At 67.9% G+C, this 15,641-nt stretch carries 15 protein-coding genes; 8 read left to right on the forward strand and 7 right to left on the reverse strand.

Annotated features, from left to right (window positions below):
• The first annotated feature begins 59 nt into the window (after window positions 1-59).
• Window positions 60-1,571 carry an FAD-dependent oxidoreductase gene (locus A5692_RS03865; RefSeq protein WP_068052308.1) on the forward strand — a complete coding sequence of 504 codons (1,512 nt, stop codon included), beginning with the start codon at window positions 60-62 and terminating at the stop codon, window positions 1,569-1,571.
• A 6-nt stretch (window positions 1,572-1,577) separates the two neighbouring features.
• Here A5692_RS03865 and A5692_RS03870 read toward each other — a convergent pair whose 3' ends face one another.
• Genes A5692_RS03870 through A5692_RS03880 form a run of 3 tightly spaced genes read right to left on the reverse strand, consistent with a single transcriptional unit; the run spans window position 1,578 to window position 4,427 of the window.
• Window positions 1,578-2,126, reverse strand: a complete 549-nt coding sequence (locus tag A5692_RS03870; protein ID WP_068052383.1) for a tat pathway signal sequence — start codon at window positions 2,124-2,126, stop codon at window positions 1,578-1,580.
• A 24-nt stretch (window positions 2,127-2,150) separates the two neighbouring features.
• Window positions 2,151-3,194: a bifunctional 2-polyprenyl-6-hydroxyphenol methylase/3-demethylubiquinol 3-O-methyltransferase UbiG gene (locus tag A5692_RS03875; RefSeq protein ID WP_068052313.1), complete on the reverse strand. Its 1,044-nt coding sequence runs from the start codon at window positions 3,192-3,194 to the stop codon at window positions 2,151-2,153.
• Window positions 3,195-3,245: 51 nt separating this feature from the next.
• Window positions 3,246-4,427 carry a glycosyltransferase gene (locus A5692_RS03880; protein ID WP_068052315.1) on the reverse strand — a complete coding sequence of 394 codons (1,182 nt, stop codon included), beginning with the start codon at window positions 4,425-4,427 and terminating at the stop codon, window positions 3,246-3,248.
• Between the two features lie 369 nt (window positions 4,428-4,796).
• Here A5692_RS03880 and A5692_RS03885 point away from each other — a divergent pair, with 369 nt between their 5' ends.
• The 4 genes from A5692_RS03885 (at window position 4,797) to A5692_RS03900 (ending at window position 8,534) form a co-directional block, all read left to right on the forward strand.
• Complete coding sequence (locus A5692_RS03885) at window positions 4,797-6,137, forward strand: PPE domain-containing protein (protein ID WP_068052318.1); 1,341 nt, start codon at window positions 4,797-4,799, stop codon at window positions 6,135-6,137.
• Between the two features lie 188 nt (window positions 6,138-6,325).
• Entirely contained in the window at window positions 6,326-7,099 is a 774-nt protein-coding gene (locus A5692_RS03890; protein ID WP_068052325.1) for a C39 family peptidase, read from the forward strand.
• A 212-nt stretch (window positions 7,100-7,311) separates the two neighbouring features.
• On the forward strand, window positions 7,312-7,608 hold the full coding sequence (locus A5692_RS03895; RefSeq protein WP_231984172.1) for a DUF732 domain-containing protein: 297 nt from the start codon (window positions 7,312-7,314) through the stop codon (window positions 7,606-7,608).
• A 74-nt stretch (window positions 7,609-7,682) separates the two neighbouring features.
• Window positions 7,683-8,534, forward strand: a complete 852-nt coding sequence (locus A5692_RS03900; RefSeq protein WP_068052331.1) for an MOSC domain-containing protein — start codon at window positions 7,683-7,685, stop codon at window positions 8,532-8,534.
• A gap of 220 nt (window positions 8,535-8,754) precedes the next feature.
• Here A5692_RS03900 and A5692_RS03905 read toward each other — a convergent pair whose 3' ends face one another.
• Window positions 8,755-9,009, reverse strand: coding sequence for a hypothetical protein (locus A5692_RS03905; protein ID WP_068052335.1), 255 nt, complete (start codon window positions 9,007-9,009; stop codon window positions 8,755-8,757).
• A gap of 268 nt (window positions 9,010-9,277) precedes the next feature.
• Here A5692_RS03905 and A5692_RS03910 point away from each other — a divergent pair, with 268 nt between their 5' ends.
• On the forward strand, window positions 9,278-9,835 hold the full coding sequence (locus tag A5692_RS03910; protein WP_068052339.1) for a CsbD family protein: 558 nt from the start codon (window positions 9,278-9,280) through the stop codon (window positions 9,833-9,835).
• Window positions 9,836-9,861: 26 nt separating this feature from the next.
• Entirely contained in the window at window positions 9,862-10,536 is a 675-nt protein-coding gene (locus A5692_RS03915; RefSeq protein ID WP_068052341.1) for an IF2 family translation initiation factor, read from the forward strand.
• A 4-nt stretch (window positions 10,537-10,540) separates the two neighbouring features.
• Here A5692_RS03915 and A5692_RS03920 read toward each other — a convergent pair whose 3' ends face one another.
• The 3 genes from A5692_RS03920 to A5692_RS03930 form a co-directional block, all read right to left on the reverse strand.
• On the reverse strand, window positions 10,541-11,218 hold the full coding sequence (locus A5692_RS03920; protein WP_068052344.1) for a cutinase family protein: 678 nt from the start codon (window positions 11,216-11,218) through the stop codon (window positions 10,541-10,543).
• Window positions 11,219-11,323: 105 nt separating this feature from the next.
• Window positions 11,324-11,665, reverse strand: coding sequence for a DUF3253 domain-containing protein (locus A5692_RS03925; RefSeq protein WP_156765915.1), 342 nt, complete (start codon window positions 11,663-11,665; stop codon window positions 11,324-11,326).
• A gap of 2 nt (window positions 11,666-11,667) precedes the next feature.
• Window positions 11,668-12,441 (reverse strand): enoyl-CoA hydratase/isomerase family protein, encoded by a 774-nt coding sequence (locus A5692_RS03930; RefSeq protein WP_068052345.1) that lies wholly within the window; start codon window positions 12,439-12,441, stop codon window positions 11,668-11,670.
• 83 nt (window positions 12,442-12,524) lie between these two features.
• Here A5692_RS03930 and hrpA point away from each other — a divergent pair.
• The coding region (gene hrpA / locus A5692_RS03935; RefSeq protein WP_068052389.1) for an ATP-dependent RNA helicase HrpA at window positions 12,525-15,641 on the forward strand (3,117 nt) is incomplete at its 3' end.

Genomic DNA, 15,641 nt, shown 5'->3' on the forward strand with positions numbered 1-15,641 from the left:
CGAGGGCGACCGGCCCGCGGCGGGGTTTCCCTTGTTCCCGCGGGGGTACTAGCCCACCCGTGACGTCTTTATGGTTGGACAATCGAGCCGAACAGCCTTGGGCCGCAAGCGAGCTTGACAAGGGCCCTCGTTCCGCGGATGTCATCGTCGTCGGCGCCGGCATCACCGGGCTGATGACGGCGGTGTTGCTGGCCCGCGCGGGCAAGGACGTGCTGGTGCTCGAGGCGCGCACGGTGGGGGCCTGTGCGACGGGGAACACCACCGCAAAGATCAGCCTGCTGCAGGGTACCCACCTGTCGAAGATCCTGCCCCGGCATGGCAGTGAACTGGCGCGTGCGTACGTGGAGGGCAACCGCGAGGGCCAGGACTGGGTGGTCGACTACTGCCAATCGCATGACATCGCGGTGCAGCGTGAGGACGCCTACACCTATGCCCAGTCGGCCAAGGGGGTGCCGTTCGCCCGCCTGGAGCTGACGGCGTGCCAGGCGGTTGGGCTGCCCGCGGTCTGGGAAGACGACGCCGGGGTGCCCTTCCCGTATCACGGCGGGGTGCGCCTGCCCGACCAGGCGCAGTTCGATCCCATGCCGTTCCTGGACGCGCTGGCCGGCGAGCTGCTCGGCCGCGGTGGCCGGCTGGTCGAGCACACGCGGGTCCGGCGGGTGTCCGGCCGCGGGGACCGGGTTCGGGTGCACGTCAACGACGCGGCCCAGCGCGACGTGGAACTCGAAGCCGGCCAGCTGATTCTCGCGACGGGTATCCCGATCCTGGATCGCGGCGGATACTTCGCGCGCGTGAAGCCGAGCCGGTCCTACTGCTTGGCCTTCAAGGTGCCGGGCAACATCACCAGGCCGATGATGATCTCCACCGATTCGCCGACGCGCTCGGTGCGGTATGCGCCCGTCGCGGACGGGGAACGACTGATCGTCGGCGGGGCCGGCCACACCGTGGGTCGAAAAAAGAGCCCCTCGACGGCGCTCGAAGAACTGGCCTCGTGGGCCCGCCGGCACTACCCGGGCGCCGAACAGACACATTTCTGGTCGGCGCAGGATTACACCCCCATCGACCAGCTGCCCTACGTCGGACCCATCCTGCCGAATACCCGAACCATCTTCGTGGCAACGGGTTTCAACAAATGGGGCATGACCAACGGGGCCGCCGCGGCGTTGGCCCTGTCGAGCCGCATCCTGGGCGGACGGATGGACTGGGCCAAGGCGTTCGCCAGCTGGAGCCCGCACGAGCTGACCGGGCTGCCCACCGCCATGCAGTTCAATGCCGAGGTGGGATTCGATCTGGCCAAGGGCTGGATCACCCCGCTGCTGCGCAGCGGCCGGCGGAGCCCCGGCGCGGACGAGGGCGGCGTGGTGAGCGGGCCGCCGTGGCATCTGGAGGCGCGTTGCCGCGTCGACGGCGTCGAGCATGTCGTTTCGCCGGTGTGCCCGCACCTCGGCGGGATCGTGAACTGGAACGACGCCGATACGGCGTGGGAGTGCCCCCTGCATGGGTCGCGATTCGCACCGGACGGCACCCTGCTGGAGGGGCCCGCGACCCGCGACCTCACCGCCTCGAGTTGAGCGGCATCACACCTGACGCCACGACGGCTGGGTGGGGTCCACCAACTGCATGTCGACCGGTCCCATGCCGAAGACGGCGATCACTGCGGGGTCAGGCTGGCCGGCCGGAACGCCATCGTAGTGCGGAGTGCGGGCAACCCGCTTGACGTAACCGCCCGGCCCGACCGGGACCGCGCCCTGGGGTGCAAAACCGTTGCCGCTGTTCACAAACCACGTGCCGGACACCACGACCTGAATCCGGTCGGTCGCATAGGTGTGTGGCGCGCTGAACCAACCCGGATTCCACCTCATCATGACCAGATAGGGCCCCGGCCGGTCGAAGTCGCCGTACAACATGGCCATTTCCCCGCTGCGCGGCGGCAGATTGCCCCAGGGCCGGAAACCAATGTCTTGGTAGGGCAGGACGAATGTCTCGGCAGGGTCAGGGCCGGTCTTCGGCGGCGGCGACAACGGGATTTCTCCCACACCGTCTGCCTTGTCGCCCGCGGCCAGCGCCGCCAATAACAGGGGCGTTGCCAGCAGCAGCGATCGCCGGTTCGGTTCCATATCGCTCATCATTGCAACGATATTCGAGTTTGTTCAGGTTGACTTCGCGTAGACCAGCCAGCGCAACTCGATCGGCGAGTGTTCGCGGTCGACGTCGAACACATCGCGCCCGTTGGCCCATCCCTCGAACCAGCCCGTGGGCGGCCAGCCGCCCACGGGCAGGTGGGCCTTCTCGTATTCGTAGGCGGAATCGTCGGCAACCAGTGCGAAATCAAGGCCGTCCGCCGCACCCGCCATCTGGTCGCGGGTGTAGATCATGGTGTTGCACTGCTGGCCGAGCTCCATCGCGGCGTCGTCCGGGACGTACCCCTCGCGCGGCAAGAAGGCGTTGAACACCAGACGTCCGCCGGGCGCCAGACAAGCGGCGGCGAGTTCGAACATGCCCCGCAACTCGTGGGTCGTCCGGAAGTCGGGCACAACCTCGGAGAGCACCATCAGCTGGTATTCCTCGTGGACGCTTTCCATCGCGGTGAACACATCGCTTTGAATCACCCGCACTGCCAGCGCTTCGCGCTCCGCCTCCGAGCGCATGACATCGGCAAGCTTCGACGCCATCTCGACCGCGTCCACCGGGTGTCCGCGACGGGCGAGGGCCAAAGCGTTGCGCCCGGTTCCCGCGCCGACGTCCAGCACGCGGTAGGTCATCGGATCGGGCGCCTCGGCGGCCAGCGCCAGCACGCGCGCGTCGGGCTCGGTGCCGAACAGCGGCGGCGGACGGACGGCCACCCACTCGTCGTAATCGGCGTCGAGACTGCGCCATTCGGCTTTGACCCGGAAATTCACGCCCGTCCCGAAGGGGGCGTTGAACGAGATGACGATGTCCGACCGGGGCGAAGCCTTGAAACCCTTCGCCAGCTCCGCCTCGAGGGTTGCCCTGAGCTGAGACGACTGTTCGGGCGTGTACCAAACGCCCAGCGTGGCACAGACGTTGCCACACAACTGGACATATTCGTCGATCAAGGCGGGCACTGCCGGCACCCGGATGTGCCCCTCGGCCATCGATCGGCGGTACAACCGCCTGACTATCGCTTCGTGGAGCATCGACGGATCGAAGGGGTCAGAAGGCGGATCCTGCACCAGAACCTTCTACACGACCCGGCCGCTTAGCACCACTGAACGTCGCGCCGATCAGCCCGAGCGGGCGACGCCTTCGAGGAGGTCGGCGGCCATCGCGACACTTTCGGCGGGCTTGGTCATCTGTGCGGCGACCTCCCGGGCGCGGGCAGCGCATTCCGGGGTGAGGATCGAGCGCAGGTCGGCGACCAGCGAGTCCAGTGTGCTGTCAAAGAAGCCCCGCCCGGCACCGACTCCCAGATGTGCGACGCCCTCCGCCCACATCGGCTGATCCCACACCGTCCAGAGGATCAACGTGGGGACGCCGGCGCGCAACCCCGCCGCGGTGGTGCCGGAGCCACCGTGGTGCACCACCGCGCGGCAGGCCGGAAAGACGGCGGCGTAGTTGAGCGCATCCACCACCTTGACGTGCTCGGACCGCGCAACGTCGCTGAAGTCGTTGGCGCCGGCGCAGATCAACGCGCGCTCGCCCAAGTGCGCGCACGCGGCGCTGATGACGGCGACCGTCTCGACGGGAGAGTCGATTGGCGTGCTGCCGAACCCAAAATAGATCGGCGGCGTGCCGGCCGCGATCCACGACAAGACCTCGTCGTCGGAAGCGGTCGGCAACTCCAGCGTCAGCGAGCCGACGAAGGGTCGTTGACCACCGGGCTCCAGCCATTCCGCCGCCGGCCCGGGCAGGCACAGCTCGTCGTAGGTCTGCAGTTCCAGCAGTCCACTTGCCGCGTCCGTCGCCGGCATAGCCACCTCGGGCAAGCCGAGGGTGAGCCGTTGGGCGTATTCAGCCTCCTTCGTGAGCCCCGAATACGGCCCGCCCGAGGGCATCAGCCGTGCCGGAAAGACGTGCAGCGCGGCGAGCGGAATGCCATGAGACTCGGCGACATTCGCGGCCAGCGCCTGGTCGTTCATGTGCGCAAGGAGCAAGTCGGCCCCTTCTGTCAACGACGTCAGCGCGGCGCTTTTCTCCATCCAGATCCGGGTCACCCGCTCAACGACTTGAGAGAAGGCGCTGAACTGGTCCTGAACGCTGCTGAAGAATTGCCTGGCCGCAGTCATCGACGCTTGCGTGTCCGGCCCGTACGCGACCGCGGCGACGCCCGCGCCCTCGACGAAGCCGACCTTGTCAGGCGGAACTGCCAGGCGCACGTCGTGGCCCCGACGCAACAGTTCGCGGCCGAGCGCGGCGCAGGGCTCGATGTCGCCCCGCCCCCCATAGCTCGCCAGCACAATTCTCATCAACGACCTCACTCACAGTGGTGGTATCGATCCAAGCAGACCGTGCGCATCGGGATCGCGCGGCGGGAACTCGCTGACGCCCTGCGCGCGTCCCGCGCCGATGACAGGCACGCGTGCAATAACGGCGGTAACTTATCGGTGACCTTCGGCGCCCACATCGCGCGATTCCAGGTCAGAGGGTCATGTCGAAGCGACTGAGGCGGTCGCCGCGCGGTCAGGGGGTGACAGACGGTCATCGGTGATTGCCGAACCTGTACTACTTAGAAGGATCACGATTTGTTTGCTGTCCGTTGGGCTATCCCACAACGGCCCGTAGCAGGCCGTTAACGCTGTGGCCACCCACTGAACCGCCCGGAGGAGATCGACTACATGGATTTCGCAGCGCTGCCTCCGGAGATCAACTCGACCCGGATGTACACCGGGCCTGGGTCGGCACCGACGCTGGCCGCCGCGATGGCATGGGACGAGTTGGCCGTCGCACTGCATTCCGCGGCGGACGCCTATCAGGCCGAGATCACGGCCCTGACCGGTGGGCCCTGGCTGGGTCCCTCGGCGGCGGCGATGGCGGCCGCGGCCGCCCCCTACGTGGCCTGGACGAGGAGCGCCGCCGCGCAGGCGGAGCTAACGGCCAATCAGGCCAAAGCCGCTGCCTACGCCTACGAGGCGGCGTTCGCCGAAACGGTGCCGCCCCCGGTCATCGCGGCCAATCGCAGCCTGCTGATGTCGTTGATCGCGACCAACGTCTTCGGGCAGAACACCCCGGCGATCGCGACCACCGAGGCGCAGTACTCGGAGATGTGGGCGCAAGATGCCGCAGCGATGTACGGCTATGCGGCGTCATCGGCGGTGGCGACGCGATTGACGCCGTTCGCCTCGCCACAGCAGAGCACCGCGCAGGGCGGGCCGGTGCGGCAAGCGGCCGCCCTCACCCAGGCCACCGGCACCTCGGCCGGGAAGGTGCAGAGCGCCCTCTCCTCGACGCAGCAAGCCTTCGCCGCGACGCCCAATGCGCTCACCAGCCTCGCAAGCCCGCTCGATTTCGGCTTCGGCGGGCGGGACCTGTTGGGGCTGCTGGCCGACTTGAGTGCGGTGTTCGCCGATCCAGAACTCGGGTCCGCGGGACTCGCCACTTCCGTAGTGGCCCTGCCCTACGACGTTGCCGGGGCCCTGACCGGTTTCCACACGGATGACATCGTCAGCGGCTGGGCGGGCGTCCAGTCCTGGCCCGGGTGGGCGCCAATTCCGCCCACGCCTTTCCCGGTGATCACCAACCTGGCGGGCGGATCGGCGACGACCGCGAGCCTCGGCGAGGCGCACATGGTCGGCGGCCTGTCTGTGCCGCCGGCCTGGGCGGCCGCCGCACCGGCGATACGCCCCTCCGCCCTTGCCCTGCCCGCCACCACCGTCGGCGCGGCCGCCCAGGCGTCGTCCAGCGGCTCCGGAAGCCTGTTCGGGGAAATGGCCGCGGCGGGCATGGCCGGGCGCGCCATGGCTGGCACCACCAGTGCGGCGGTCACGGGCCGCGCCGAACGGCTCAGGACCGCCACGCAAAAGGGGACGGCGGACGCCACCGCCGCGTCCCAGGCCCCCGCCGGTGGCCCGATCACCAGCATCGCCGCCGAACTGCGCGAGCTGGCATCGCTGCGCGACGCCGGGATCATCACCGAAGACGAGTTCCTCGAGCAAAAGCAGCGCCTGCTCCCGCACTGAGGCCGTTGACGGCGCGACATTCGCGCGGCGACAAAAACGCGTCCGATATCGACAGATGTCATCAGCAATTGTTTCGTGTGATTTTTGTATGTCGATGCGTTCTTTCGGGGAGAGCGTGTCGCCGATACACATTAACTGCTACCGTGTGAAAGCTTTCAAGCTAATTGATCGAACCTCGACGAGCATTCATGTCCACCTCCCGGATCACCCCTGCGGTCGGCACCGCGGTGCTCTTGGCGTGCGTGGCTCTGACAGGTGTGGCGCCGCTGTCTTCGTGTCGTCCGTCGCCACCGGCACCGCAAGCCATCGCGTCGACGACGATTGCCGGCAACACTCCCAGCAATCAGCCACCGCCGCAGGCGGCCGGCGGGGCGCCGCCGGGCGGAAACGGTATCTACGGTGACCCCGGCGCGGCTGCCGAGTTCTGGCAACCCCAGTCGCTCGAGGACAATTGCGGGCTGATGGCCGTCGCCGACGTGGTCGGTGAGATCACCGGTCACGCGCCGACGGAACAGCAGATGATCGCACTCGGGGAGTCGACGCCTTCGCAGACCAACCCCGGACCCGTCTACGCACCGCGCGGCGACCCGAGCCACACCAACGGCAACGGCGGCATCGAAATGGCCGACGCGGTGGTGCTACTCGACCACTACGGCATCAAGTCCGAGATGACTTATGCGGCCCATCCGGATCAAACCGGATTACCCGCGCTGGAGCGGTACCTCGCCCATGACCGGAAGGTCATCGCCTGGGTCAACTCCGCGGTCATCTGGAACACCAGCGACCAGCGGACCAAGGCCGACCACTTCGTGGTGGTGACCGGGATCGACACCAACAACCAGATCATCCACCTCAACGACCCCGGGGCCGAGCAGCCCGACGAACAGGTCGCGATACCGATCTTCACGACGGCGTGGCAAACCGGTCAGGAGTCGATCGTCGTCACCGCGCCCGCCGGGTGAACGCCCGCCGTCCGTGACCGGAAGTCGCCGAACTCTTCGATCGACGCTCACGCTGGACCCGCCAGAAACACCTGACACCGGCCCGGTTTCAGGGGTAAGCAATTTGCCCAATTTTAATATTCGCCGGCACCGCCGACTCATATACTGGCCGCGCCTCGACCTCGACAACAAAAGAAGGGCATGAAATGCTTCCTCCGAGTTGGCTGGCCAAAATGACAATTCCCGTTATGGTCGGCGCTGCCCTCACAGCAAGCACAGCGATCGCATCGGCCGACGCCACGGACGACGCGTATTTGGCGAAACTGCACAACCTCGGCTTCTCGTGGCCCTCGTCGAGTGACTCCGACATGATCGCTCTGGGGCATGCGGTCTGCTCCGACCGCATGGCCGGCAAGACACCGGACGCCATCGCCGCCGACTTGCACTCCGGCATGAGCTCGAAGGGCTTCACGTTCGCCGACATGACCGGTTGGGTCAGCGCAGCGGAATCCACCTACTGCCCGGACTGATCTTCCTCACCACCGGCTTGAGCCCTTCCCGCATACTCTGAGCGGGACAGTTCGTGTGGGCTCGCCGAGTGAGGATGACAGTGCAGAATTCGACGGCCTTTCCGGGCGTCGCCGCGGCCGACCTGTGGGTGGAACGGCTGCTCCGGTACCCGGTGAAGTCGATGCTCGGCGAAACCGTACCGAGCATCTTCGTCGACGAGCACGGCGCCGAAGGTGACCGGCGACTCGCGCTGTTGGACACCGCGACCGGGCACGTGGCGAGCGCCAAGAACGCCAGGCTATGGCGGGGCCTGCTGAAATGCACCGCAAACCGAGACGCTGAACGGGTGAGGATCGGTCTGCCCGACGGGACCAGCGTGGCGGTGGACGATCCGGGCGTCGACGAGCTGCTTTCGGGACTGTTGGGAAGACCGGTCCGACTGATCACTCAACGCCCGGAAGGCGCCACGCTGGTGCGCCCGGATCCGGAGAAGTTGCTGGAGCTGGGGTTGGACGCCGAGGTCGGCGGCCGCATCCTTCAGATCGCCCAGGCCACCCCGGGCGACGCATTCACCGACGAGGCTCCTCTGCACGCGATCACCACGGCCACGCTGGAGCACATCGGCGTCGAAGCGCTGCGGTACCGTCCCAACATCGTGATCGGGACGCCACCGGGTTACCCTCCCTACGGCGAAAACGACTGGGTCGGAACGGAAATCGTCGTCGGTGATGTACGCCTGCGCGTGCTGACGGCCACGTCACGATGCGTGGTTCCGACGCTTGAACACGGCCCACTGCCACGCGCTCCGCAGGCGCTGCGCACGCCGGCGGCCGAGAACCGTTGGGACACTGGCGGTCATGGCGCCCAGCCATGCGCGGGCGCCTATCTCGCGGTGGCATCGGAGGGCGTGATCCACGTCGGCGACCGCGCCACCATCGGCGGGTAAGCGAGAGAGTCGCGACCTCCCCGAGGGCCGGCTCAGGCGCCCAGGTTGCTTAGCGCCGTATCGACCTCCTCGGCTTTCTCGGCCAGCTCCCGCTCGGACGGCTGCGCGCCTTCCACCCAAACGAGCTACTGCATTCCGCCGTATGGGAGGGGCCGCCTAGCGATAGCACCGGCTATCGCCTTGGAGATGAACGGTATTCAGCCGCTGTGGGTGCGGTTATCTAGGCTTCCGCGTGCGGGGTGGGGCTTTGCGCAGACTCCCACTTCGACGCCAGCGACCTTCTCACCGTGGTGCCGGCGGCCAGGTCGATCTGGAAGGTCTCCCCGTCGTCGACCTGCAACGTGAGGACGTAGCCTTCGTCGGTGGCGTCTTTGAACACCACTTTGTAAGGCCGCTCACCAGAGCCGCGGTCGACGGCGATGATGTCGCCAGGGCTGACGTCGTCGATTAGGTCGTTACCGGAGACTTCGGACATACCGTCGACGGTAGCCGATCCGTCAATTTCAGGATTTTCAACCGGCGCGATGCCGGCGACGGCACCGTGACCGTCCCGTAGCCCCGGAAGAGTGCATGACTTTTGTTGTGGCGCTTCATAACTCACTGGAAGAGCGCGATCAAACGCGTTTCGGTATGCGCGTGACCCAGATCACACGCGTGTTTGATCGCTGGCATCGGTGGAACCACTGAGCGTGACACCAACGAACGAACTCAGTACTTGGCTAACGCCTCGAGGAGACTGCCGAATGAGTGAACACAACAAAGCCGACGAAGCCCGTAGGGGCCTGATCGATTCGGTGAAGGGCAAAGCCAAAGAGGTCTTCGGGGCGATCACCGGCAACGAATCGCTGACCGCCGAGGGGCAACTCGAGCAGACGCAGGCGCACGAGCGGAAGGAAGCCAACGCGATGGAGGCCGTCGCCGAGGCCCAGGCCAGGCAGGCGCAGGACGAGGCGGCCGAAGCCCGGGTGGAAGGCGCCCAACAGCGCATCACGGCGAACGTGCAGGCCGTTGCCACCGAGGAGTCGATCGAGGCTCGGGAAGCGGCCCAGAAGCACGCGGCCGAGCAGGCCGCGCGGCAGCGGGCGACCGCCGAAAAGACACAGGCCGAGCTGGACGCACAGCGCGAAATGCAACGGGCCAGGGCCGATGAGCGAGCCGAGATTCGTGACGCATCCGAGGAAATCGTCGACGCCGTCGCCGAGCACCAGACATCGGTGCAGGTGGCCCGCAACGACGAGTCGGAGGCCGACCGCCTTCGCCGCGACGCTCAGAACGTGACCAACGAAGCCGACCTGCCCTGACGGCGGGCCATACCCAGGAGAAGCTGATGAAGATTTCCGAACTCCCGTTCACAGTTCTGCGGTTTCACTACCAACTCGCCCGAGTCCCGTTGCAGCTCATCGAGGACCAAGTCGTCACCCGCATTCCCAACGAGGCGCCCGCGCGGCTGCTGTTCGAGCGCTCGCTCGGCCTACTGGACACCACCGTCGGTAAAGCGCTCGACGACCCGCGACTCGTCGAGCGGGGTACGGCGCTGATCGAGCGCAGCGACGCGCTGGGCCGCGCCGCGCAGCTGGACGCCAGGGCCGCGGCCCGTAAGGAACGTGCCGACGCAAAGCTGAAGGGCAACCGCGACCAGGCGATCGAGGAGCGAGAGGAAGCGCAGGCGGCCACGCAGCAAGAGATCAAAGAGGCGCGCAATTCCGCCGAGCAACGCAAACGGGAGGCCGCACAGTCGGCTCAGCAGCAGAGCGCCGCGGCCAAACGTCGCGCCGAAGATGCGGCGGACCGGCAGAAGCAGACGGTCGAATCGGCCAAACGCCAGGTCGAAACCAGGACTCAGGCCGCCGAGAAGGCCGCATCCAAGGCCGCGGCAGCCAAGATCGACCAGGCCGAGGACAAGCTGGGCGACGCCGCCGACAAACGGTCCGAGGCCGACCGGGTCGCGCACCTTGCCGCCGCCGAGCGGCAACAGCGGCAAGAGGAGCGGGCGAACGACTGACGCGTCAGACGCGCGGCGCCGGACCTTGGTTGATCTTGTTCGCCGCGAACGTCGCCGCCTGAGCGGTCATCCCGGCGTCGATGTAGGACACGTGCGCCATGATGTTGCCGCCTCCCGAGCAGATCGGGTCGTCGGGAGCGCAGAGGCTGATCGTTTTCGGTCCGTACGCGGGGTTGGTGGTCGGCAGCGGCTGGCCGCCCCACAGCATGGTGGAGAACCCACTGGTGGGCTCGCCGAAGAGGGCGACGGCGGCGACGTGATCGGCGACCGAGGCCGGCATCGCGTTGGTTGCCAGATCGATCACCGTCGAGCCTTGCGAGTACCCGCCGAGCACGATCCTCGAGTTCGGACAGCTGGCTACGGTGTCCTGGATATGGGTGCTCGCGTCGTTGGAGCCGGCGTTCGCGCTGTTGTGGTAGTCGTCGTTGGCCGGGTAGTTCACCGCGTAGACATCGACGGACTTTCCGCCGAGCTGCGACGTGAGCGAGTCCACGAATGCCTGGCCGATGTTGCCCAGACCGGGCTCCTGGTGGGTGCCGCGGGCGAACACCACCGAGACGTCGGTGCACGGATCGGCAACGGCGACGGGAGCGGCTGAAGATCCCCACAGGGGTGCGCTCAGCCCCGCCCACATCGCCACGACCGGGATACCAATAATGCGAGCAACTCTCCGTGCAGTCATGCCGAAATCCTGTCACATCACCGGCCGCACCGGCCCCGGCGGTAGGCGCTCCCATCGGTATTTGCGCGTATAAGGCTGAGTCGCGTTGCAGCGCAATCGATGTCGTCAGCCCGCGGTGGTCCGGATGCGAATGGGTCCGGGCCAATCGGCGTCGGGATCGACGACGGCGCCGCGCTGCGTGATCTCCACACAGCCCGACCTGGCGAGCTGGCACGCGAGGTCCCGGGCGTCGGGCATCAACTCGCGCCAGTTCTCGCCACCGACCGCCCGGGCGGCGTCTGACGGGCAGATGCTGCTCTGCGCGCCGCGGTGTTGTGCCAACGCGCGAATGGACGCTTCCAGCCGTTGCCGGATCGGCCCGTCCCCGAGCGCGACCTCGGCATGGTCGGCGCCGCGGCCGCCACCGCTAAGGACCTGGCCGAGTTCGGCCCGCAATCGCTCAGCCACCGCTAGCGCCCGCGCCACTGGGGCTTGCGCTTCTCGGCCCAGGCCCGAAGTCCCTCGGCTACGTCCTCGGTCGCCCCGGCCACCTTGCGCATGGTTTCGCCGAAGCGAACGGACTCGACCCAGCCCTTGTCCGCCGTGCGCCACGCCACCTCCTTGGTCGCCCGCTGGGCCAGGGGGGCGGCGTCGGTGAGGGTGCGGGCCCACGCTTTGGCCTCGGCCTGCAGCTGATCCGGTTCGACGAGCCGCCAGACCAGGCCGATCTCCTTGGCGCGCTCCGCGCTCATCGGCTTGCCGGTCAACAACAGCTCCATGGCGTTGGCCCAGCCGACCCGCTGCGGCAACCGGATTGCCCCGACGATGGTCGGTACGCCGATCGTCACCTCGGGGAAGCAGAAGCTGGCCTCCGTGCTGGCGATGACGAAGTCGCAGAACAACACCCCCGTCAGTCCATAGCCGATGCAGGGCCCGTGCACGGCGGCGATGGTCGGCTTGAACAGCTCCATGCCGCTTTCGAAGGAGTTGATCGTCGGCTTCTCCCAGAACGTTCCGCCGAACATGCCGACCGAGCCCTCGCCGTCTTTGAGGTCACCACCCGCGCAGTAGACACTGCCGTTGGCGGTCAGGATCGCGACCCAAGCGTCCAGGTCGTCGCGGAACCGCTCCCAGGCCGCGTTGAGGTCCTGGCGGAGCTGCCCATTGATGGCGTTGCGAGCCTCGGGACGGTTGAGGGTGATGGTGGCGATGTGGTCGTCCAGCTCATACGTCACGAGGCTCATGGCTTAACCCTAGGGCGAATCCGTACACCAGAGCCCCACGCTCGGTGGCGGACCGTGCCGGCCGCACGCCTACCCTGGCCAAAGTGCCCGAACTGTCCCGCGCGGAACTGCGCACGCGCCTTGACGGTCTGACCACCCGCGACGCCGCGCGCCTGGGCAGGCGCCTGAAGAACCTGCGCGACGCCAAACCCGACAAGCTGCGCCACCTCTCCGAGGAGATAGCCCGGGCCGAGGCGCTCGTCGCCGCCCGGCAAGCCGGGGTGCCGAAGGTGACCTATCCCGACCTCCCCGTCAGCGCGCGACGCGGGGAGATCGCCGATGCGGTGCGGGCGAACCAGGTCGTGGTGGTCGCGGGCGAGACCGGTTCGGGCAAGACCACGCAGCTGCCCAAGATTTGTCTCGAGGCCGGACGCGGCGTCCGCGGAACCATCGGTCACACCCAGCCGCGGCGGCTGGCCGCACGGACGGTCGCGCAGCGCATCGCCGACGAACTGGGCAGCCCCCTGGGCGAGACGGTCGGCTACACCGTCCGATTCACCGATCAAGTCAGCGACCGAACCCTGGTCAAGTTGATGACCGACGGCATCCTGCTGGCCGAGATTCAACGCGACCGCCGCCTGCTGCGCTACGACACGCTGATCCTCGACGAGGCGCACGAGCGCAGCCTGAACATCGACTTCCTGCTGGGTTACCTGCGCGAGTTGCTGCCGCGTCGCCCCGACCTGAAAGTGCTCGTCACCTCGGCGACGATCGAACCGCAGCGGTTCGCGGACCACTTCGGCGGTGCGCCGATCGTCGAGGTGTCCGGGCGGACGTACCCGGTGGAGATCCGGTACCGGCCGCTCGAGGTCGCGGTGTCGAGCGGTCCCGACGATGATCCCGACGACCCCGACCACGAGATCGTGCGCACCGAGACGCGTGACGAGGTCGAGGCGATCGTCGACGCCATCGGTGAGCTCGAGGCCGAGCCGCCCGGGGATGTCCTGGTGTTCCTCTCCGGTGAACGCGAAATCCGCGACACCGCAGAGGCATTGGCCGGACAGAAGAACACCGAGGTGCTTCCCTTGTATGCCCGGCTGCCGACCGCCGAGCAGCAGAAGGTGTTCGCACCGCACACCGGGCGCCGCGTCGTGCTGGCGACCAATGTGGCCGAGACGTCACTGACCGTGCCCGGCATCCGCTACGTCGTCGACCCGGGCAATGCCCGTATTTCGCGCTTCAGCCGTCGCCTGAAGGTGCAGCGGTTGCCGATCGAACCGATCTCCCAGGCGTCGGCCGCTCAACGGGCGGGCCGCTGCGGCCGGGTGGCGGCCGGCGTGTGCATCCGTCTCTACTCCGAGGAGGATTTCGCGGCCCGTCCGCGCTACACCGATCCGGAGATCCTGCGGACCAATCTCGCCGCGGTGCTGTTGCAGATGGCGGCCCTGGGCCTCGGCGACGTCGAGAGCTTTCCGTTCCTCGACCCGCCGGACCGGCGCAGCATCCGCGACGGCGTGCAATTGCTGCAGGAATTGGGGGCTTTCGACGCCCACGGCGCCATCACCGAACTCGGCCGCCGCCTGGCGCGGCTGCCGGTCGACCCCCGGCTGGGCCGGATGATTCTGCAGGCCGAGAGCGAGGGATGCGTGGCCGAGGTGCTGGTGCTGGCCGCGGCGCTGACCATCCACGACCCGCGGGAGCGGCCCACCGACCGCGAGGACGCGGCTCGACAGAAGCATGCCCGCTTCGCCGACGAGAACTCCGACTTCCTGTCCTACCTGAACCTCTGGCGCTACCTGGGGGAGCGGCGTAAGAGCTTGTCCGGCAATCAATTCCGCCGGATGTGCCGAGATGAGTTCCTGCACTATCTGCGCATCCGCGAGTGGCAGGACCTGGTCGGTCAGCTACGCGGCATCGCGCGTGACCTGGGTGTTAACGAGTCCGGGGACCCGGCCGACCCCGCGCGGGTGCACGCGGCGCTGCTGGCGGGGTTGCTGTCGCATGTCGGTATGCGCCGCGAGGACGGGCGCGAGTACCTCGGTGCGCGCAACTCGCACTTCGTCCTCGCACCGGGCTCGGCGCTCACCAAACGGCCTCCCCGGTGGGTGGTCGTGGCCGAACTCGTGGAAACCAGCCGCCTCTACGGGCGCACCGCCGCGCGGATTCAGCCGGAGGTCGTCGAGCGCGTCGCGGGCGACCTCGTGCAGCGCTCCCACAGCGAACCGCACTGGGACCCCAAGCGTGGCGAGGTGATGGCCTACGAACGGGTGACGCTGTACGGCCTGCCACTGGTTGCGCGCCGACCGGTCGGTTACGCCCGGATCGAGCCGGCGGTGGCGCGGGAGTTGTTCATCCGGCACGCATTGGTGGAGGGCGACTGGCAGACGCGCCATCACTTCTTCCGCGACAACGCTCGGCTGCGCGCCGAGCTCGAAGAACTGGAGGAGCGGGCCCGCCGCCGCGACCTGCTCGTGGGCGACGACGAGGTGTACGCGCTCTACGACGCGCGCATCCCGGCCGACGTCGTGTCGGCGCGGCACTTCGACGCGTGGTGGAAGAAGCAGCGGCACAACACCCCCGAGCTGCTGACGTTCACTCGTGACGACCTGTTGCGCACCGGTGACACCGCCGACACCGAGCGGCCAACGGCCTGGCAGTCGGGCGATCTCAGGCTGCCCCTGACCTACCGGTTCGAACCCGGCGCCGCCGACGACGGCGTCACGGTGCACGTGCCGATCGACGTGCTCGCGCGGCTGGGTGGTGACGAGTTCGCCTGGCAGGTGCCGGCGCTGCGCGAGGAGCTGGTGACCGCCCTCATCCGCTCCCTGCCAAAAGACTTGCGCCGCAAATTCGTTCCCGCGCCGGATACCGCCCGCGCCGTGCTCGGCGGGATCGATCCGTCCGGTGAGCCGCTGCTCGAAGCATTGCAGCGCGAATTGCGCCGTCGCACCGGCGTTCTGGTGCCCATCGACGCCTTCGACCTGGACAGGCTGCCCGCGCATCTGCGCGTGACGTTCGCCGTCGAATCAGCAGAAGGCTCCGAGATCGCCCGCGGCAAGGACCTCGATGCGCTGCAACAACGGCTGGCCGCGCCCGCCCGCCGGGCCGTCGCGCAGGCGGTCGCCGGCGAGCTGGAACGGACGGGCCTGCGCGCCTGGCCCGCCGACCTCGACGCGCTGCCACAAGTCGTCGAGCAAAGGGTCGACGGACGCACCGTACGG

It is taken from the genome of Mycobacterium sp. E342, assembly GCF_001667665.1.
Lineage (GTDB): Bacteria > Actinomycetota > Actinomycetes > Mycobacteriales > Mycobacteriaceae > Mycobacterium.

Coding starts and splice junctions, on each gene's coding strand:
- A5692_RS03870 (WP_068052383.1), bottom strand. CDS start 2,126: ATGAGCGATATGGAACCGAACCGGCGATCGCTGCTGCTGGCAACGCCC.
- A5692_RS03880 (WP_068052315.1), bottom strand. CDS start 4,427: ATGAGAATTGTGCTGGCGAGCTATGGGGGGCGGGGCGACATCGAGCCC.
- A5692_RS03885 (WP_068052318.1), top strand. CDS start 4,797: ATGGATTTCGCAGCGCTGCCTCCGGAGATCAACTCGACCCGGATGTAC.
- A5692_RS03890 (WP_068052325.1), top strand. CDS start 6,326: ATGTCCACCTCCCGGATCACCCCTGCGGTCGGCACCGCGGTGCTCTTG.
- A5692_RS03895 (WP_231984172.1), top strand. CDS start 7,312: ATGACAATTCCCGTTATGGTCGGCGCTGCCCTCACAGCAAGCACAGCG.
- A5692_RS03900 (WP_068052331.1), top strand. CDS start 7,683: ATGACAGTGCAGAATTCGACGGCCTTTCCGGGCGTCGCCGCGGCCGAC.
- A5692_RS03905 (WP_068052335.1), bottom strand. CDS start 9,009: ATGTCCGAAGTCTCCGGTAACGACCTAATCGACGACGTCAGCCCTGGC.
- A5692_RS03910 (WP_068052339.1), top strand. CDS start 9,278: ATGAGTGAACACAACAAAGCCGACGAAGCCCGTAGGGGCCTGATCGAT.
- A5692_RS03915 (WP_068052341.1), top strand. CDS start 9,862: ATGAAGATTTCCGAACTCCCGTTCACAGTTCTGCGGTTTCACTACCAA.
- A5692_RS03920 (WP_068052344.1), bottom strand. CDS start 11,218: ATGACTGCACGGAGAGTTGCTCGCATTATTGGTATCCCGGTCGTGGCG.
- A5692_RS03930 (WP_068052345.1), bottom strand. CDS start 12,441: ATGAGCCTCGTGACGTATGAGCTGGACGACCACATCGCCACCATCACC.